At 63.7% G+C, this 19,663-nt stretch carries 15 protein-coding genes; 14 read left to right on the forward strand and 1 reads right to left on the reverse strand.

What is annotated here, in order from left to right:
• Nucleotides 1-36: 36 nt before the first annotated feature.
• Nucleotides 37-1,662: a long-chain fatty acid--CoA ligase gene (locus tag AC0WRY_RS13890; RefSeq protein WP_491123247.1), complete on the reverse strand. Its 1,626-nt coding sequence runs from the start codon at nucleotides 1,660-1,662 to the stop codon at nucleotides 37-39.
• Nucleotides 1,663-1,839: 177 nt separating this feature from the next.
• On the opposite strand from AC0WRY_RS13890, the gene AC0WRY_RS13895 reads away from it, so the two are divergent.
• The 14 genes from AC0WRY_RS13895 to AC0WRY_RS13960 all read left to right on the forward strand — a co-directional run bounded on the left by AC0WRY_RS13895 (nucleotide 1,840) and on the right by AC0WRY_RS13960 (nucleotide 19,631).
• The gene (locus AC0WRY_RS13895; protein WP_491123248.1) at nucleotides 1,840-3,693 is read left to right on the forward strand and encodes a flavin-containing monooxygenase; all 1,854 of its coding nucleotides are present in this window, start codon (nucleotides 1,840-1,842) and stop codon (nucleotides 3,691-3,693) included.
• Nucleotides 3,690-4,493 carry a shikimate dehydrogenase family protein gene (locus tag AC0WRY_RS13900; protein WP_194407521.1) on the forward strand — a complete coding sequence of 268 codons (804 nt, stop codon included), beginning with the start codon at nucleotides 3,690-3,692 and terminating at the stop codon, nucleotides 4,491-4,493. Before AC0WRY_RS13895 ends, AC0WRY_RS13900 begins: the two co-directional genes overlap by 4 nt.
• Before the next feature lie 119 nt (nucleotides 4,494-4,612).
• Nucleotides 4,613-5,428 (forward strand): lytic murein transglycosylase, encoded by an 816-nt coding sequence (locus tag AC0WRY_RS13905; RefSeq protein ID WP_194407522.1) that lies wholly within the window; start codon nucleotides 4,613-4,615, stop codon nucleotides 5,426-5,428.
• Between the two features lie 130 nt (nucleotides 5,429-5,558).
• Entirely contained in the window at nucleotides 5,559-5,780 is a 222-nt protein-coding gene (locus AC0WRY_RS13910; protein ID WP_018319783.1) for a hypothetical protein, read from the forward strand.
• Between the two features lie 12 nt (nucleotides 5,781-5,792).
• On the forward strand, nucleotides 5,793-6,215 hold the full coding sequence (locus AC0WRY_RS13915) for a hypothetical protein (protein ID WP_194407523.1): 423 nt from the start codon (nucleotides 5,793-5,795) through the stop codon (nucleotides 6,213-6,215).
• Between the two features lie 443 nt (nucleotides 6,216-6,658).
• Entirely contained in the window at nucleotides 6,659-7,156 is a 498-nt protein-coding gene (locus AC0WRY_RS13920; protein ID WP_194407524.1) for a hypothetical protein, read from the forward strand.
• A 305-nt stretch (nucleotides 7,157-7,461) separates the two neighbouring features.
• A complete protein-coding gene (locus AC0WRY_RS13925) occupies nucleotides 7,462-8,613 on the forward strand; it encodes a helix-turn-helix transcriptional regulator (RefSeq protein ID WP_194407525.1) in 1,152 nt (383 codons plus the stop codon).
• 236 nt (nucleotides 8,614-8,849) lie between these two features.
• Nucleotides 8,850-9,815, forward strand: a complete 966-nt coding sequence (locus AC0WRY_RS13930; RefSeq protein WP_194408257.1) for a helix-turn-helix transcriptional regulator — start codon at nucleotides 8,850-8,852, stop codon at nucleotides 9,813-9,815.
• Between the two features lie 119 nt (nucleotides 9,816-9,934).
• Nucleotides 9,935-10,183 carry a DUF6894 family protein gene (locus AC0WRY_RS13935; protein WP_194407526.1) on the forward strand — a complete coding sequence of 83 codons (249 nt, stop codon included), beginning with the start codon at nucleotides 9,935-9,937 and terminating at the stop codon, nucleotides 10,181-10,183.
• 261 nt (nucleotides 10,184-10,444) lie between these two features.
• Nucleotides 10,445-13,222, forward strand: coding sequence for an autotransporter family protein (locus AC0WRY_RS13940; protein ID WP_491123249.1), 2,778 nt, complete (start codon nucleotides 10,445-10,447; stop codon nucleotides 13,220-13,222).
• Between the two features lie 229 nt (nucleotides 13,223-13,451).
• A complete protein-coding gene (locus AC0WRY_RS13945) occupies nucleotides 13,452-16,655 on the forward strand; it encodes an autotransporter family protein (protein WP_491123250.1) in 3,204 nt (1,067 codons plus the stop codon).
• A 145-nt stretch (nucleotides 16,656-16,800) separates the two neighbouring features.
• Complete coding sequence (locus AC0WRY_RS13950; protein WP_491123251.1) at nucleotides 16,801-17,916, forward strand: helix-turn-helix transcriptional regulator; 1,116 nt, start codon at nucleotides 16,801-16,803, stop codon at nucleotides 17,914-17,916.
• 108 nt (nucleotides 17,917-18,024) lie between these two features.
• Nucleotides 18,025-19,143, forward strand: a complete 1,119-nt coding sequence (locus AC0WRY_RS13955) for a helix-turn-helix transcriptional regulator (protein ID WP_491123469.1) — start codon at nucleotides 18,025-18,027, stop codon at nucleotides 19,141-19,143.
• Between the two features lie 251 nt (nucleotides 19,144-19,394).
• Entirely contained in the window at nucleotides 19,395-19,631 is a 237-nt protein-coding gene (locus AC0WRY_RS13960; RefSeq protein WP_483069741.1) for a hypothetical protein, read from the forward strand.
• Nucleotides 19,632-19,663: the final 32 nt, after the last annotated feature.

Below are 19,663 nucleotides of genomic sequence, written 5' to 3' on the forward strand. Positions count from 1 at the left end.
TTAATCGATGGACGGAATCTTCTTGGGCGCACCGGCTTAAGCGACGCGATACTCTCTAAATTTCTCGCGCAGCGCCGACTTCAGCACCTTGCCGGTCCCCGTCATCGGAAACTCGTCGAGGAATTCGACGGCGTCCGGCATCCACCAGTTCGCGATTTTCGGGCGCATATGGTCGAGCAGCGTCTTGCCATCAACCGTCGCGCCCTTCTTGCGGACGACGAGGAGGAGGGGGCGTTCCTGCCATTTCTCATGGTGGATCGCGACGACGGCAGCCTGCAGCACATCGGGATGCGACAGTGCGACGTCCTCGAGCTGGATCGAGGAGATCCACTCGCCGCCGGACTTGATCACGTCCTTGGAGCGGTCGGTCAGTGTGACGTGGCCTTGAGGATCGATCACCGCCATGTCGCCGGTGATCAGCCAGCCGTCGCGGTCGAGACCTTCGTCCAGCTTCATATAGCCGGAGGCGACCCAGGGGCCGCGGGCTCGGAGATGGCCGACGGTCTTGCCGTCGCGCGGCAGCTCGTTGCCGGCATCGTCGACGATGCGCAAGGCGGTGCCGAAACAGGCGCGGCCCGACACCTGGCGCCGATCGAATTTTTCCTTCTCGCCGAGGTGCTCGGAGCCGGGCCGCAGGCCTGGCATGGAGCAGCCCAGGGCCTCGGTCATGCCCCAGGCCTGGATGTAGTCGATGCCATAGTCGCGCTTGAGCTTCTCGACCATCGCGCGCGGCGGGGCCGAGCCCGACGACAGCGTTGCGCGCAGGGTGGAGAACTTGTTGCCGGTGCGACCGAGCCAGTCGAGCAGGATCAGCCAGAAGCTCGGCACGCCGGCCGAGAGCGTCACCTTCTCGCCTTCGAGCAGTTCATAGAGTTTATCAGGCTCGTAGTTGCGGCCGGGCAGCACCAGCTTCGAACCGGTGTAGGGCGCGGTGAACGGCATGTTCCAGCCATTGCCGTGGAACAGCGGCGCCATCGGCATCATCACTTCGCGGACGCCTTCGACATGGCCCGGCAGGAAGTCGAAATTGCAGCAGGTCATGGTCTGCAGGATCGCGGCGCGATGCGAATAGATCACGCCCTTCGAATTGCCCGTCGTGCCCGATGTGTAGCAGATCGTGGATGCCGATTTCTCGTCGAACTCCGGCCAGGCGAAGCCGGCCTCGTTCTCCTTGTCGAGCAGGTCCTCATAACAATGCACGTTGGCAAGCTTGGTCTCGGGCATCCTCTCGCGCGAGGACATCACGACGAAAGCCTCGATCGTCGTCAGCTGCGGCGCAATCGCCTCGACTAGCGGCAGCGTGGCGCGGTCGATGAACAGCAGGCGGTCTTCGGCGTGGTTGATGATGTAGACGAGTTGCTCGGGAAACAGCCGCGGGTTGATGGTGTGCAGCACATAGCCCATGCCCGGCGCGGCATAGAACATCTCGAAATGACGGTGCGTGTTCCAGGCCAGCGTCCCGACGCGGTCGCCTTGCTTCATGCCGAGCCGCTTCAATGCCAACGCCATCCGCTTGATGCGCGGGTGGGCGTCCGCATAGGTATAGCGATGAATGTCGCCCTCGATCTCGCGCGCGACAATCTCGGCTTCGCCGTGATAGTCCGCGGCATACTGGATCAGGCCACTGATCAGAAGCGGCATGTCCATCATCAATCCCTGCATGGTCTCCTCCGGAAGCCACGTCGTTGCGTGGCGCACGCGTGTGATTTGCGCGCGAGGTTAGCGGAACGTCCGGCGGCGTTCACGCAAAAAACAGCGGACGCGATTGCATGCGTCACTTTTTCAGGGCTAACGTGAGATGAGCTGCCGGCGAAGCAGCGCTCGTCGTGGAGGAAATGCATGTCAGCGGAAAGACACAAGACCGGTGCAGCCGGCGAACCTACCGTCGATATCGCAGGTCTCCGTGCGCGCTATCGCGACGAGCGTGACCGCCGCTTGCGTGCCGAGGGCAAGGCCCAGTATGTCGAGGCAGCGGGCGATTTTGGTCGCTACCTCGACGACCCCTGGGCCGATCCCCGATTTGCGCGCGCACCTGTCACTGAAGAGACCGAGGTGCTGGTCGTCGGCGGCGGCTTCGGCGGGCTGCTTTGCGGCGCGCGGTTGCGCGAGGCCGGCATCGATGATTTCCGCATCGTGGAAAAGGCTGCCGATTTCGGCGGCACCTGGTACTGGAATCGTTATCCCGGCGCTGCCTGCGATACCGAGAGCTACATCTATCTGCCGCTGCTGGAAGAAACCGGCTACATGCCGGTGCGCAAATATGCGAGGGCGCCGGAGATCTACGAGCACTCGCGCCGCATCGGCCGTCATTTCAAGCTCTACGAGCGCGCGCTGTTTCAGACCGTCATCTCGCGGATGGTGTGGCAGGAGCGGAAGGCGCGCTGGCTGGTCGAGACCGATCGGGGCGACCGGATCCTTGCCCGCTTCGTCATTCTCGCGGGAGGTCCGCTCAGCCGGCCGAAGCTGCCGGGCATTCCCGGCATCGAGACCTTCAAAGGTCACAGCTTTCATACCAGCCGGTGGGACTACGGCTACACCGGCGGCAACGCCGATGGCGGCCTGACCGGACTTGCCGACAAGCGCGTCGGCATCATCGGCACCGGTGCCACCGCCGTGCAATGCGTGCCGCATCTCGGCCGTTCGGCAAAGGAGCTTTATGTCTTCCAGCGCACGCCGTCGGCGATTGGCGTGCGCGATGATCGCGCGACCGATCAAGGCTGGGCGGACAGCCTGAAGAGGGGCTGGCAGCGCGAGCGCATGGACAATTTCACCGCCGTGATCTCGGGCGAGCCGTTCGAGCGGGACCTGGTGCAGGACGGCTGGACCGGCCTGCTCGGCGAGATCCTGCTGGCGCCGCGTCGTCAGCCGCAGCCGGTGACCTCGATGGAGGAGGCGCTGAAGGTGATCGAGCAGGCCGACTACCGCAAGATGGAGGAGATCCGCGCCCGCGTCGACGCCGTCGTCAAGGACAAGGCGACGGCGGACGCGCTCAAGCCCTGGTACAAGGCGTTCTGCAAGCGGCCATGCTTCCACGACGAATATCTCGACACCTTCAATCGGCCGAACGTGCATCTCGTCGACACCCAGGGCCAGGGCGTCGAACGCATCACCGAGAATGCGGTGATCGTCGACGGCAAGGCCTACGAGCTCGACTGCCTGATCTATGCCAGCGGTTTCGAGGTCGGCACCGACTACGCCCGCCGCATGGGCTTCGAGGTCTATGGCCGCGATGGCATGAGCCTGTCCGAGCGCTGGCGGGACGGAGTCAAGACCATGCATGGCTTCTACAGCCGCGGCTTCCCGAACTGCTTCCTGATCGTCACGGTGCAGGCCGGCCAGAGCGCCAACTTCCCGCACATCATCGACGAGCAGTCGCGACACATTGCCTATGTCATCGATCAGGCGCGCAAGCGCGGCGCCAAAACGCTGGAGCCGACGCTCGCCGCCGAGAACGCCTGGGTCGAGGAGGTCGTCAAGGCCGCGATCGGCCGGCAGACCTATCTCGCGGAGTGCACGCCCGGCTACTACAACAACGAAGGCGTGTTCGATCCGATCGCGGCCAGAAACAGCCAGTATTGGCGCGGGCCGGTGGCGTTCCTGCGCTTGCTCGACAAATGGCGCAAGGACGGCAATCTGGAGGGACTCGAACTGACCTCGGAGGACGGCTTCGCGGTTCCGGCCCGAACGGCATGATCCCGGCCCCGACAGGCGCGACCCGGCTCCACGTCATCGTCGGCGATCCCATCGCCCAAGTGCGCTCTCCGGCAGGCGTGACTGCCGCCTTCGCCGCGCGGGGGCACGACGGCATTCTCATGCCCGTTCAGGTCGCGCCGGCGGATTTGCCCGATTTCCTTGCGGTCGCGGCGCGGCTGAAGAACCTCGACGGCATCGTCGTGACCATCCCTCACAAATTCGCCTGCTACCTGGCTTGCGCAAGTGCGACCGACCGTGCGCATTTCCTGGGCGCCGTCAATCTAATGCGCCGGCGCGCCGATGGCGCGTGGCATGGCGACATGGTGGATGGTCTTGGCTTCGTCGGTGCGGCGCGGGCGAAGGGGATCGATCCGAAGGGAATGCGGGCGCTGCTTGTCGGCGCCGGCGGTGCCGGTTCGGCGATTGCACGCGAACTGGTCGAGGCCGGCGTCAGCGAGCTTGCCGTTCATGACAGCTCAACTGAGCGCCGCGACGCCTTGATCGGCCGGCTCAACGCCCTCGGCAAAGCGCCGGTGCGGGCCGGCACCAGGGATCCCCAAGGCTTGGATTTTGTCGCCAATGCGACGCCCGCTGGGATGAAACAAGGCGACCCGCTGCCGGTCGATGTCGCGCGGCTCGCGCCGTCTGCCTATTGCGGCTGCGTTATCACCAGGCCCGAGGTCTCGCCGTTCATCGCAGCGGCCCGAGAGCTCGGCTGTGTCACGGCCACCGGCACGGACATGTACCAACAGCACCAGGGCATCATGGTGGATTTCCTGCTGGGAACGGATGAGGCGTGACTGCTGGTGTCAAGGGCTTTCACTGGATCGATTGGTGCCGTCGGGACTTGAGCGATTGCGACTGACGTAGGATCATGCGCTCGCGCGAGCCGGTCGCGCAGCAGCAAAAGGAACGCGCAATGATCAAGGGCAGGTTAGTCGCAACGGCGGTGATCGGCGCGACCGCGCTGCTGCTCGCTCTGCCCATGGCCGAGGCCGCCACTTGCGGCAACGGGCCCGGCGGCTTCGAGGCCTGGAAGCGCGAGTTCGGCGCGGAGGCGCAAGGCAAGGGCATCGGCCAGACTGCGCTCTCGGCCCTGATGCAGACCAACTATGCCAGTGCCACCATCGCGGCCGACCGCGGCCAGCGCAGCTTCCAGCTCACGCTCGACCAGTTCCTCGCCAAGCGCGGCGCCACCACCATCGTCGCCAAGGGGCGTCAGCTCAAGCAGTCGCAGGCGGCCTTGTTCGCCTCCATCCAGCAGCGCTACGGCGTCCCGCCCGGTCCCCTGATCGCGATCTGGGGCATGGAAACCGGTTTCGGCAGCCAGCGCGGCAACCAGAACATGCTGTCGTCGATCGCAACTCTTGCCTATGACTGCCGCCGCCCCGAATTCTTCACCGACCAGCTCTACGCCGCCTTGAAGCTGATCGACCGCGGCACGCTGTCGGGGGCGACCCGCGGCTCCATGCACGGGGAGGTCGGCCAGACCCAGTTCATGCCCAAGAACATCCTGGCCTATGGCACCGGCAATCTCGAGGTGGCCGCCAACGCGCTGAACTCGACGGCAAATTTCCTGAAAGCGCATGGCTGGCGCGCCGGCGCCGGCTATCAGCCTGGCGAGCCGAATTTCGCCGCCATCGAGGCCTGGAATGCCGCCGGCGTCTATCAGAAGGCGATCGCCTTGATGGGCCGTCAAATCGACGAAGGTGGAGGGGCGGCGGCCTCCCGCTGACGACTTCGCTCGATAACGGTCATGTTCAGCAAGGCGTGATGCGCGGGCACGAGAAAGTTGTTGCTATCGGGAACCGACGGCACGAGGTTTGCTTTGATCAGATTCAGGGGTGGGCATGAGGAGACTCAACATGGCAACCCAGATCGTGATGGACCAGACTGGCGACACGCGCCACGAGTTTGATCCTGGCAATGCCGAAGCGCTGGCGCGAGCCGAACGACGCTTTCGGGAGCTGACCGGCGCCGGCTTCACCGCCGCCCTTCGCAACGGACCCGGCGAAGTCACCCGCATCAGATCGTTCGACCCGACCGCGCAGGAAACGTTGTTCTATCCCCGCTTGGTCGGCGGTTGATCTGAGCTGCAGATGATTGCGGCAGTTTGGCTCCGCGCGCCGGCGCGTGCGCGTCTGCATGCGCTGCGGGAACTCTATCGACGGTTCTTCGGCGAGAACACGCCGGACGCGCGTGGCCGCCGGCTTCTGGCCGAATGGCTGTCGCCGGCGCAGCGCGCCCAGTTCGAGCAGTACCGGTATTTCGACGTCGTAGGTTGCGATACCGGCAAGACCTATCGCATTCACTACGGCACGGCTGCCAATGTCCACGAGATCGACGAGGCCGGGCATCCGACGATGGGATGGTGCTTCGTCCCGTCAGGCTTTCTGGTGCCGGGCGACGTGATGCTGGCGCAGAAGATCGCGCTCGAAACGGACGAGAAGGGCGCGTTGGCGCTTGCCAATCGGTTTCCGCCGGCAACGCATTCGGAGCATTTCTACCGGCGGCCGTTCTAGCGCCGGAGCAGCGAAGCGGTCAGTAGTGCGTGGTGCGGTAGGCATCCACCGCATGCGCCGCAAAAACGCCGACGCTGCAAAGGGCGAGAAGGGCGGAGATCAGCTCGATCATAACTCGTCCTCCTGTGGCGGCTGGGCGACGAGGTTTTGACAGCAGGCATAGTCGTAGATCAGGTCGAGAAGGAATTGCATGGTGGCCGTCCCTGTATTTATTTTGACAACCACTTAGACGGCCTTCTGTTTCAGGCGTGTTTCGTCGCATCGGGAAAGGGGTTTCGCGGGGGAACCCGCAGGTGGGTTTGTGCGCTGCGGCCGCGCGAATGTCGGGGGCCGGACAGGGGATTCAGGCACGTCTTGCGGCTGGCGCGGCCCTTATGGCTCTCCCCTTGCGGCTCTCCCGCGGAGGTGGTCATCTCGGCCTGGGGAACGCGCTGGAGGCTGACATGAAACGATTTCTTCTCGCCGCTTTGCTGACCGCGGGCGTCTTGGACAGCGCGCCGGCGCTTGCGCAACAATCCAAGGTCGGCGACTGGACCATCGAAAAGCGGACGCAGGACACGCATTGCAACGCGAGCCGTGGTTACAAGGACAAGGATGACGAGAACCGCGACTATGTCATCGTGATCACCTATTCCGAAAAGGCGATCGTGATCGTGATGATCTACGATGGCTGGGAATGGGAGACGGTCGGCGAGATCCTGCGGGCCGATGTCGGCACGGACGATGCGGACATCATGAAGAGGGCGAAGTGGGAGGTCATGGACAAGACCACCGTGCGCGGCATCTTCGAATACGATCAGTCGATGATGGACCGCCTGTCGAAGGCGAGGCGCCTCACGCTCGACTTCGAGGACGATGACGACGACAGTATCGAGATGCAGATACCGCGCGCCGGCGAAGCGCTGGCCGCGTTGAAGTTCTGTGAGGAGAACCGGAAATAGATTGCCGATGCGGGCTGTGAAAACCGGCAGGACGGCAGCCGAGAAGTCGATGGCAGCGAGCAGGCGCGTGACTCATCGCACACAGTCCGCGTGGTGTTCGCATTTATCCTAGTCTTTGGCGAAACAGTCCAAGCCGCACCCTGCGGTTGACGTTACGCAAGGACGATGTTCGATATTCCAGCTTCCGGCTGCAACGTATTTCCCTCGTCGAAGGCGGCAATTGACCGGCCCGTCTTCTCCGTCAGTTTCCCGATCGCGAACTCTCCGACTCGCGCGGGCCGCGCGCCGATTGCGTTGTCCGCCCGATGACGACCCACCAGGCAAATCGGTTCTCGTCCCTCATCGGCGAGATCTACGATGCGGCGGTCGATCCAGCGCTACGTAGCCGCGCACTGGAGCAGGTTTCGCATTTCGTCGGCGGTTGTGCCGCGATGATCGTGTCCAGGGACTCAGCGCGGCTTTCGATCGAGATTCACCAGCATTTTGGCACCGACGCCCGTTTCCGTCAGCTCTATCGGGACCGTTACGTGGAGCTCGATCCTCTGCTCGATCGTCATCTCGCCCTCGGGTCCGAACAGGCGATCGGCGTGACCGACATCATGCCCCATGCGGAGTTTCGTGAGACGAGCTTCTATCGCGAGTGGGTGGAACCGCAAGGGGCGATCGACCTTGCGACGGTCGAACTCGAGAAGACCGTCGCCCGCACCACGATTCTGCAGGTGTTGCGCCATCGCTCCCGCGGAACCGTCGACGATGCGATGCGCGATCGCATGCGGTTGCTCGCTCCGCACATCCAGCGATCGCAGACCATGGGCCGGCAGATCCGCGCTCGCTCTCACACGGTGGACGACCTTGCCGACGTGCTCGACGGATTGAACATTGCGATCTGCCTGCTCGATGCGGATGGCCGGGTCGTCCACGCCAACGCGGCATGCCGGCAATTGTTCGTCGATGCCAATCTGCTTGCGCTGGTTGGCGACCGGATCGTGGCCCGCAACACCCAGACCGACAAAATATTCCGCGGCTTGTGCGAAATCGATTCAGGCGTACACCCTGCAGCTCCTCGTCAGATTGAGCTTGCGACGTCGGCCGATGGGCAGCATTATCTGCTTCATGCCTTTCCGTTGAAGCGGGAACGCAACCTGCCGCGCGATATTGCGGCCACGATGCTCTTCGTTCAAAGAGCTTCCATGCTGCCCTTGCTCGCCGCCGACGCGATCGCGGCGGCCTTCAGGCTGACGCCATCCGAATTGCGCGTGCTGATGGCGATCATCGAGATCGGCGGTGTTCCCGACATCGCTGCAAAACTCGGCGTCGCGGAGACGACCGTGAAAACGCACCTTGGGCGTCTGTTTGAAAAGACGGGCGCGGGCAGGCAGGCCGATCTGGTGAAGATCGCTGCCGGCTTTGCCGTGCCGTTCGCGCGGCGAGCGAGCGGCGACGACAAGGCGACCTAATACGTTTCCGCGCGCCTCGATGTTACGCGCCGCGCTCTCAATCCATTGTGATGGGTCGATCTCGCGGGTCCTCCGAACGCAGGACGCGAGTCATTCGAGACTTTCGTATATCGCGCTTCCGAGAAGAAGAGCAGCGTGCGCCGCACGGACATGCCGCGACGGCATCGAATGCGCGTGTGGGGAACGACAGCAAATGGCCGGCCTGCTCGTCGGTTGGAGAGATTGCAGTGAGCAGCATGATTGATTTTTCGGTTCTCAATGTTTCAACGAACGAAGTTCCAGAAGGTGAGCGCATTTCGATGCTTCGCGATTTCTATTGTCGTGGAGTGTTGAAGGCGGAGGTCGAGGCAAGAGAAGGAAAGCCGGCCGCGGCGAGTTTCACGTCGCACGTCCTGCCGGAAGCCCAGTTGTTGTTCGGCGGACTGTACGGAGCGCGGGTCATTCGCACCAAGCAGCTCGTGTCCGACGGCGACGACAGCCTCGCCCTGATCGTGAACAGGTCGGGCGTTCTCGGGATATCCGAGCGAGGACACGATTTGAGGCTCCATGCCGGGGAGGCGGTCCTGACGAGTGCGGAGGACGTCACGACGTTCGAGCGTCTGTCGCTGGGGAGCTGCTTCTCGTTGCGCGTCCCGAGGCGCGTTCTGGCGCCGATGATCGTGGACGTCGATGATGCCGTGATGCGCGTCATGCCGGGAAGTTCCGCCGGGCTCAGATTGCTGGTCGACTACGCGGTGACGCTGGTGCGGGAGAAAGCGTTCGCGACGCCCGAGCTCCGGCAGCTCGGGGTCGGGCATCTGCACGATCTCCTGGCGCTCGTCCTCGGCGCGACCGGGGAGACGCGTGAGCTGGCCGGACGGCGCGGCGTCAAGGCGGCCCGGCTCCAGAAGGCGAAAGTCTCCATTGCCAACAATTGCTGGCGGCAGGATCTGTCGGTCGCTTCGGTCGCCCAGGAGCTCGGCGTCACACCGCGATATCTCCAGCGCCTGTTCGAGGCGGACGGCAAGACGTTCTCTTCCTTTCTGATCGAGCAGCGTGTCAAGCGTGCGCATCGCATGCTGCGAGAACCCGGATTCGCCGAGCGAACGGTGAGCTCGATCGCCTACGACGTCGGATTCGGCGATCTCTCTTATTTCAACCGCTGCTTCCGGCGGACCTATAACGCGACGCCGAGCGACGTCAGGAGCGGCGAGATGCCCTGACCGGGCGCGACTGAATTCAGTCATCTGCAATTTCGATCGGCGGACGGAGATTGCCCCGTTCCGTGATCGCCAAGACGTGACCACGGCATTGCGTGCGGCATCGGCAGCCGGAGTATCGAATGCGCCGTTTCTTTTTCGACCTTCTGGTCGGCAACATCGTCAAGATCGATCCCGGCGGCATGGTCTTCGAGCAGGCCGACGCGACGTTCGTCGTTGCCGACGAGATGGCGCGGCACCTGTTCGTCTGGCGCGACGATTTGCGCGATCGCGACGCCTTCATCCGCGTCAGGGATGCCGGCGGGACCGAGATCTATCGCGCCGCGGTCTGGTCGGAATGTGCTGAGAAGCACGGCTGGGACCAAGCGTGAGCGGCGCAGCGGTGTAGCAACTCTGCACCAGTGCGGCGCGAAGCGCATTCGGTTCGTTTTGAGCCGAGCGGCGGTCGTGTTCGTCCAAGTCGCACCTTGCTGAAGTTTCTACCTTAGGGGTCGCGAATCCAGTTCGCGGCGATCGGCCTCATCCGAGCGGAGGAGGTCGATGGTGAACGCCTGCACGCCCCCGGCGGTGAAGGCATCGACCGGGGAATTGCTATGCAACGTAAGCGTCTTACGACCGTCAATGATCGGCTTTTGCGAATTTCAGCAGCGGCGCTGCTGCTGGCGCCCTGCTTCGTGATCAAGCGGGTGGAAGCCGCCTGTTCGCCGGCTTCCCCCGTCAACAACGCGACGGTGAGCTGCACTGGGACGACGACGGATTCAAATGGCACCAACGGCTATGGCACGCTTATCGACGTCGGCAACACCTACGTGATCGGACCCGGCGCGACGCTGACCGGAACGGACGTCGGTCTGGTATTCGAGACCGGTACAGTCAACAATTCCGGCACCGTCACGGGTGGCGACTTTGCGGTCGATTCCAATCGCACTGCCATCATCAATAACATCGGGACGTCATCGATCATCTCTGCCACCGGAAACAATGCCAGTGCCGTCGTGGGATCTGAGCTGCATGTGCGGAATGAGGGCTCCATTACGGCATCAGGGATCAACGGAACTGCGGTCAATGCGGGAAACACCGAGCGGAGCGAGGTCTTCAACTCGGGCGCCATAGAAGGAACCGCAGCTGGCATCCGCAGCGTCGGAACGATCGCCGTGACCAATTCCGGAAGGATAGAAGCCGCTTCAGGCGGAACGGCGATCTTCAGCAGCACCAACGTGAACCTCCTGGGCAACACGGGCACAATTACCGGCGGTCGCTTTGCGATCGCGGCTGACACGATGAATCTGGTGAACGACCGAACGGGGCGGATCAATCAAATTGATCCGAACGGCAGCGTGATATCCGTCAGGGCGCTCACCGGTTCGAATGCCGGGCAGATCGTCGGACTTGCCAGCAACAGCCTTGCGATCGATTCCGACATCGTCAACCTGACCAATACCGGACTGATCCAGGCGGACCTGGGAGGCGTCAAGGGCCGGACCGTGACGGTTACAAACGACGGAAAGATCGCGTCCTTCGCCGTAAACAGCGTTGCAATTCAGGGTCTCCAGACAACGGTCGTCAACACCGGCTCCATCTCGGGAGCGTGGGGTGTCTCAGGTACCAATGTCTCGGTTTCGAACTCGGGCACGATCTCCGGAGACGTTCTCGGAATATTCGCGAGCAAGGCCACGGTCAGGAATTCCGGCTTGATTTCGGGAGCGGGGACCGCATTCGCGATAGGAACGGTCGGCACGCTCGAGCTGGAGAATTCCGGAACGATCCGAGGCAGCGGCGCATCAGAGGCCCTTCATATCGGAGGTGGCGGAACGATCGTCAACACGGGAAGCGTAGTCGCAGACCGGGCGGCGATCCTCCATTTTGCCAACCCGGATGTGCCTTTGACGATAACGAACGCGGCTTCTGGCACTATCATCGGCGCGGACGGAATATTGTCGGCGGGCACGGTGAACCTCGTGAACGCCGGGACGATTCGCGGGACAAGTTCGATCGACGGAACTGCGCTGCTCGCCAACGTCGTCAACGTGAATAACAGCGGCTCCATTGCTGGCATCGTGGGTATCCTCTCGCTTGGCGCTGCCAACATCACGAACTCCGGCGCTGTCACCGGCACCGGGGGCACCGCGATCAAGCTGTCGAACGCTGCGGATACGCTGACCCTGCTACCGGGCTCCAAGATCAACGGCGTGGTCGATTTCGGCTTCGGGGCCGACGTCGTCAATGTCAACCTCACTGCGCCGACGACGCGGGTGTCGTCGTTGACCACGATTCAGCTCCCGACCTTCGTCAACTTCGAGGGCACCATCAAGACGAACATCTCGAACGGCAACTTCAACGGCCCCTCGGTTGTCTCCGGTACTTCCGTCGGAACCCTCGACCCGACCGCGCTGGCGCAGACCGATCGCACGCTGATGGACTTTACCGGCGGCGTGTCGTCACTGGTGCAGGGCCGCCTCAGCGGCGGCGCCGGGCCGGCCGGCAGCAACATCATGGCGATGGCCTATGCGCCGGAGACCGCGCAGGCCGGGCCCTTCACCAAGGCACCGCGCAGCCTGTGGACCGATCCGGCGCCGATCACGGTGTGGGCTAACAGCTTTGGCGGCCAGCGCATCCAGGACGAGACGGCATCGACGCTGCGTGCGACCTCGACGGCGTGGGGCGGAGCGATCGGTCTCGACCGCAAGGTGCGGCCGGACTGGCTGGTCGGCGCCTTCCTCGGCGGCGGGCAGGGCGGCCTCTCGGTCGATCTCAACTCGCAGTCGGTCGACACCAATTACGTGTTCGCCGGCGCCTATAGCCGGTTCGAATGGGCCTCGCAGTTCTTCGACTTCTCGCTGCAGGGCGGCAACGCTGACAACAAATCGCGCCGCCTCGTGCTGAACAATGCTGCGGTCGGCGGCTTGGAGACGGCGAGAGCGAATTACAGCGGCTGGTACATCAGCCCGGAGGTCGCCTACGGTTACAGGCTCAACATCGGCAACGGCTATGTGCTGACGCCGACGGCGCGGCTGCGCTATGTCGCGGGCCGGTTCGACGGCTACAGCGAAACGGGTTCGGCGCAAGGACTATCCGTCGGCGGGCGCACGCTGCAGGATTTCGAGGAGCGCGGCGAGGTCGATCTCTCGCGCGTCACCGCCTTTGCCGGCGGCGAACTGAAGGCCAACATCCACGGCGGCGTGATCGCGCTCCAGCGTGCCGGCGACACCGGCATCAACGCGGTGCTGCTCGGGCAGAACCTGTCGTTCGTGACGCCGGGCAGCCGTAGCACGGTCGGTGCGGTGGCCGGCTTCGGCTTCGATTATCGCACCGGGGCGAACGTGTCCGTGTTCGGCGCGGTCGAGGGCGTGATGATGTCCGATCAGAGCCGCACCGGCACGGCGAAAGGCGGCGTTCGCGTCGCGTTCTGAAAGCGGGTGCATGCTGATCTATGGCGCTCATGCAACACGCCCGCGGATTATGCGCCGGTTCGTTTCCGGCAAAGCCGCTGACGTTTCCCTCCAAGCTGGAAGGAAACCGCGTGCCTACGCTGCCAATCGAAGAATCATGCGTTTCGATCTCCGTCCCGCGTTTGCCGCGGACAGCGAGGGATGGCGCTTTCGGCCTGTGAAATCGTCTGGGGATATAAAGATGCCGGGAATGAATTGGTCCGTCGCGCAACGCAGCCGTCTCCTGAGTTGGGGATCGACCACCGCGCTTACGTTGGCACTGATGCCCTGGATCCTTGGCGGTCGTGCCGAGGCGGCGTGCACGCCTCCGTCGCCGACCAGCGGCGCAATCGTGACCTGCACGGGAACGACGACCGACGCGAACGGAACGACGGGCTACGGCACCGCCACGGATAGCGGCAATACCATCAACGTGGTTGCGGGGGCCAGCGTCATCGGTACCAACATCGGCATCGCGCAGAGTCGCGTGACCGTCAACAATGCCGGCTCGATCCGCACCGATGTAACGAACGGACAAACCGGGATATCCGCGCTTCAGGGCGTGGATTTGATCAACACGAGCACCGGCCGCATCGATGCGCGTGGCGCGAACAGCATTGCAGTCGACGCTCTGTCAGGCACAGTGAGCCTCGAGAACGCCGGCACGATCGTGGCATTTGGCACCGACGCGGCCGCGATCAGGGGGGATGCGGTCAACGTCACAGCCAACTCCGGCACTGTTTTGGGTGATCGGTTCGGAATCGTCGCCACCAATGCCACAGTCACGAACAACAGCGAGGGGCAGATCTTCATCGCCGGATCGAACGGCTTGGCGATAGTCGCGAGCAACGATGTCGTCGTCAACAACGCCGGCGTCATTGCCGCAGCCGGAGCCGGCGGGACCGGCATCTCCGGCGGGACCGTGACCATTGCAAGCAACACGGGTCGCATCGCAGGTCACCACACCGCGATCACTGCCATCACGTCGTCTACCATCAACAATAGCGCAGGCGGGCTGATCGAGGCCACCGGCCCAAGCGGCATTGCCGTCTTTGTTGTCAGCGGTACCGCGACGGTGACCAATGCCGGTGAAATCTCCGCAAAGGTTACCAACGGTGCGGCTATCGAAGCGGATGCAGTGGTGGTGTCAGCAAATACTGGCCTCATCTCCGGCGGCACACGTGGTATTTTGGCAAACACGGCAACAATTTCCAACGGTGTGGGCGGCACGATCTCGGCGCTCGACGCCAACGGCAAGGCCATCCGGGCGACCACCGCGACGGTTGCCAACGCCGGACAAATATCAGCGTTGGCAACCGGGGGCGTCGGCATCGACGTCGACACCGTGAATGTGACGGCCAACACCGGCCTGATTTCGGGCGAAAGCTTCGGGATCCGCTCGTCGGCAGGCGTTGTGGCCGTGAACAACAATGCAGGCGGCACGATCCTGGGCACGAGCCTCGGTGCTGTCGCGATTTCCGCGGGCCCAAACGCCAGCGTGTTCAATGCAGGCACGATCAAGGGCGGAATCGGCGGCGGAATTGGAATCCGTGCCACCGGTAAGGCGACCGTCGAGAACGCGGCCGGTGGGCTGATTTCCGCTGGCCAGTTTGCGGTCAGTGGGGACGAGGTCAAGGTCAGCAATGCCGGCATCATGGAGTCGACGCTCGGTGGGGCCGCCATCGACGCGCAGTCCGCTGACATCAGCAACTCCGGTATCCTTAGGTCGGTGGCTGGCAGCGCGGTTCAAGTCTTCGGTGATCTCACCTTGAACAACTCGGGCACCATCCAGGGTGCGCCGACGGCGCCTGCGGTCTTCGCCCAAGGGCAGGCAACAATCATCAACGCCGGTGCGATCTCGGGGCGCTACGGCATACAGACCCTCGGCGGCCTCGATTTGACGAACGCTGCGGGCGGTGTCATCTCGGGCAGTGTCCATGGCGTCCTTTCGCAGGGGCATTTTGTCCTCAACAATGCGGGTTCGATCTCGGGAGCGGCGGGCGGGGCGGTCGGAGCGGCGACCACCGCGACCCTGTTCAACTCCGGCGTCATCTCCGGTGGCACCGGTATCGGCTCGGGCGGGGCAGCAAACATCACGAACTCCGGCACGATCACCGGCACCGGCGGCACCGCGATCCTGCTCTCGAATGCGGCTGATACGCTGACCCTGCTGCCGGGCTCCAAGATCAACGGCGTGGTTGATTTCGGCTTCGGGGCCGACGTCGTCAACGTCAATCTCGTTGCGCCGACGACGCGAGTGTCGTCGCTGACCACGATTCAGCTCCCGACCTTCGTCAACTTCGAGGGTACGATCAACACCACCGTCTCTAATGGCAACTTCAAAGGCCCGTCTGTTGCCTCCGGCCTGACGCTCGCAACGCTCGATCCGACCGCGCTGGCGCAGACCGATCGCACGCTGATGGACTTTACCGGCGGCGTGTCCTCGCTGGTGCAGGGCCGCCTCAGCGGCGGCGCCGGGCCGGCCGGGAGCAACATGATGGCGATGGCCTATGCGCCGGAGACCGCGCAGGCCGGGCCCTTCACCAAGGCGCCGCGCAGCCTGTGGACCGATCCCGCGCCGATCACGGTCTGGGCCAACAGCTTTGGCGGCCAGCGCATCCAGGACGAGACGGCATCAACGCTGCGTGCGACCTCGACGGCGTGGGGCGGAGCGATCGGTATCGATCGCAAGGTGCGGCCGGACTGGCTGGTCGGCGCCTTCCTCGGCGGCGGGCAGGGCGGCCTCTCGGTCGACCTGAACTCGCAATCGGTCGACACCAACTACGTCTTCGCCGGCGCCTATAGCCGCTTCGAATGGGCCTCGCAGTTCTTCGACTTTTCGATCCAGGGCGGCAACGCTGACAACAGATCGCGCCGCCTCGTGCTGAACAATGCTGCGGTCGGCGGCTTGGAGACGGCGAGAGCGAATTACAGCGGCTGGTACATCAGCCCGGAGGTCGCCTACGGCTACAGGCTCAACATCGGCAACGGCTATGTGCTGACGCCGACAGCGCGGCTGCGCTATGTCGCGGGCCGGTTCGACGGCTACAGCGAGAGCGGTTCGGCACAAGGACTATCCATCGGGAGCCGCACGCTGCAGGACTTCGAGGAGCGCGGCGAGGTCGATCTCTCGCGCGTCACCGCCTTTGCCGGCGGCGAACTGAAGGCCAACATCCATGGCGGCGTGATCGCGCTCCAGCGTGCCGGCGACACCGGCATCAACGCTGTGCTGCTCGGGCAGAACCTGTCGTTCGTGACGCCGGGCAGCCGTAGCACGGTCGGTGCGGTGGCCGGCCTCGGCTTCGACTATCGCACCGGGGCGAACGTGTCCGTGTTCGGCGCGGTCGAGGGCGTGATGATGTCCGACCAGAGCCGCACCGGCACGGCGAAAGGCGGCGTTCGCGTCGCGTTCTGAGCCGGCATCAGCCCTGGCGGCTCGAACGCGATGCCGCCGGCCGGGTGCCATCCGCCCGGCCGGCGCCTCCTCCGATCGGATGATGTCGCATGCGTCCGCTGTGTTAATCTCGCCGGCATTGATCATTCCAGTGCCATTTCGAGCCATGCCCGGACCGCAGAAACTGCCAGACCTCGTCGAATCCATCTACGATGCCGGGCTCGATCCCTCGCTCTGGACCAACGTCGTCGCCGGCGTCCGCGATTTCGTCGGCGGCCAGGCCTGCGGATTGTTTTCGAAGGATTCGATCAGCAAATCCGGCGTCACGCACTACTATTGCGGAGCGGATCCGCATTTCATCCAGCTCTATGCCGACACGCATGCGAAGTTCGATCCGCTCACGGTTTTGCCGCCACACGGCAAGGTTGTGAGTGTTCCGGACCTCGTCGAATTCGAAGAATATCGCAAGGGGCGTTTTTACCAGGAATGGATGCAGCCGCAGGGCTGCAGCGACGCGGCCAACGTCGTGCTCGAGATGTCCAATGCGAGCTGCCCCGTGATGATGACCGTGCTGTCGGGCCGCCGCATGGTCGATCCCGGCATGAAGCATCGCCTCTCGCTTCTCGTGCCGCACGCCAGCCGCGCGCTCCTGATCAACCGCACCATGACCGCGGAACTCACGCTGGCGACGGCACTGGCTGATGTCCTCGACAATCTGACGGCCGGGATCTTCCTGCTCGACGCCTTCTGCCGCGTGGTGCACGCGAATTCGGCCGGTCACGCCTTGCTTGCAGCCGACGACGTGGTTCGCACCATCGCCGGACAGCTCGTGACCAGCAGCACCGAAGCCAATCAGATGTTCCGCGAGACATTTTCGGGCCGCAATGCCACGCTGCTTGCCGCTCGCGGCCATGCCATGCCGCTGCTGTCGTCTACGTGCGAGCGCTATGTCGCTCATATGCTGCCGTTGTCCTCCGTGCTGCGGAACGGCAGCGAGCGCGTCGTCGATGCCGCCGGCGCGCTGCTGCTGCGCAAGGTGTCGCTCGACGGACAATCCTGGGGCGAATTGATCGGGCGGACCTTCGACCTGACGCCGACAGAGCTCCGCGTGCTGCTGTCGATCGTCGACATCGGCGGCGTTCCGGAGACGGCGACCGCGCTGGGCATCGCGGAAAGCACGGTGAAGACGCATCTGCACCGCGTCTTCGCCAAGACCGGCGTCAACAGGCAGGCCGATCTCGTCAAGCTCGCGGCAGGGTTTGCCAATCCGCTCGTCAATTGACCGGCACGACCGCAGTGGGCGTTGAACCTTTTGTCGCCGGGACAGACTCACCATAGCCTCTGGGCGTGTAGAACATTTCCGCAATCGCGTTTGACCATGGCTGTTCGGATGTCCCGAGTTCCCAATCACGCCGAGCTGATCGAGAGCATCTATGATGCAGGGCTCCACCCTGAGTTGTGGGGCGACGTCGTCGTCATGCTCAATGCGTTCATCGGCAGCCAGGCCTGCGGCCTGATCTCGAAGGATACGGTCAGCAAATCAGGTGCGACCCATTATTATTGCGGGGTCGATCCGCACTACATCCAGCTCTATTCCGAAACCTATTCGCAATACGATCCGCTCGCCCGGCTGCCCCAGTACGGCGAGGTGCGCAACATTCCGGACCTCGTGAATTTCGACGAGTACCGCCGCGGGCGCTTCTATCAGGAATGGCTGCGCCCCCAGGGCTGCGTCGACGTTGCCAACGTGGTGCTCGAGCAATCGAAGTCGCCGTGTCCGATGTTGATGACCGTCATCCCGGGCCGGGAGATGCTCGACGCCGGGCAACGCGCGCGCATGCAGTCGCTGGTCCCGCATGCGAGCCGGGCGCTGCTGATCAACCGCGCGATCGAGCGGAAACAGCAACGCGCGACCGCGCTGGCCGACGTCGTGGATCGCCTGAATGCCGGCGTCGTCCTGCTCGATGCGGCCTGCCGGATCGTCCACAGCAATCCGGCCGCGGAGACGATCCTGGCGACCGACGATGTCCTGCGCTCGATATCGGGCCGGCTGGTGACGAGATCGCCCGACGCCAACTGGGCCCTGCGCAATATCTTCCGCGATCCAGGAGAGGTTGCGGTGGCGGCGGCCGAGGGCCGAAAGATCCCCCTGACGTCGCATGACGGGTCGTACTACGTCGCTCATGTGATCGCGCTGCCGTCGCTGTTGCGCGATGGCGCGACGGAGCGGACGTCGGCTGTCGGAGCCTTGCTCGTCTGGAAAGCGGAACTCGACAGCCGCTCATGTGCCGGCCTGATCGACCGCACGTTCGAATTGACGCCTGCGGAACTGAGAGTTCTGCAGTCGATCGTCGAGGTCGGCGGTGTGCCGGAGACCGCGGCGGCGCTGGGAATTGCCGAGACGACGGTGAAGACGCACCTGCATCGGGTCTTCGCCAAGACCGGCGTGTCCCGCCAGGCCGATCTCGTCAAGCTTGCGGCCGGATTTTCCAATCCGCTTCTGCACTGACGCGCAGCCGCGCCGCTGACTGATCGCTGCAGCTCGCGCTGGGTTCAAACAGCAACATCATTAGAAAGTTATCGCGCGTCATACGATCGAATGACGCGATTTTTTTTGTCCTCTTCTAGAGAGGCATCACACGAGTTCTTGTTCGACCCATCAGATGCTTCTGTGAAGCAACTCACAGCAGGCTGGAGTGAATCCCGTCATTCTCTCGCGCAGGTTGAGAGGAGATTGTCATGCGAAGGACGTCACTTGTTATGGCCGACAAGTTCCGAGACATCTTAGCTCGCGTCGGTGCTGTATTTCACGAGCAGCGCAAGATCGACGCGCGGCGCGCGTTGCAGCGCTATCACCATTTGCTGGCTCAGCCGGACCAACCATTGCTCTTGAACGACGTCATTTCGGTCAGCAGGAAAGAGGATATTTCAGGAAATGCCCACGGATCTGATGCGCGCGGGCGCCCCGCCGGCCAGCCGGCCCTCGAGCGCGCGTAATTTCAACATCGTCGCGGTCGTTCTGACCGCGG

The organism is Bradyrhizobium sp. T-12, from assembly GCF_058314695.1.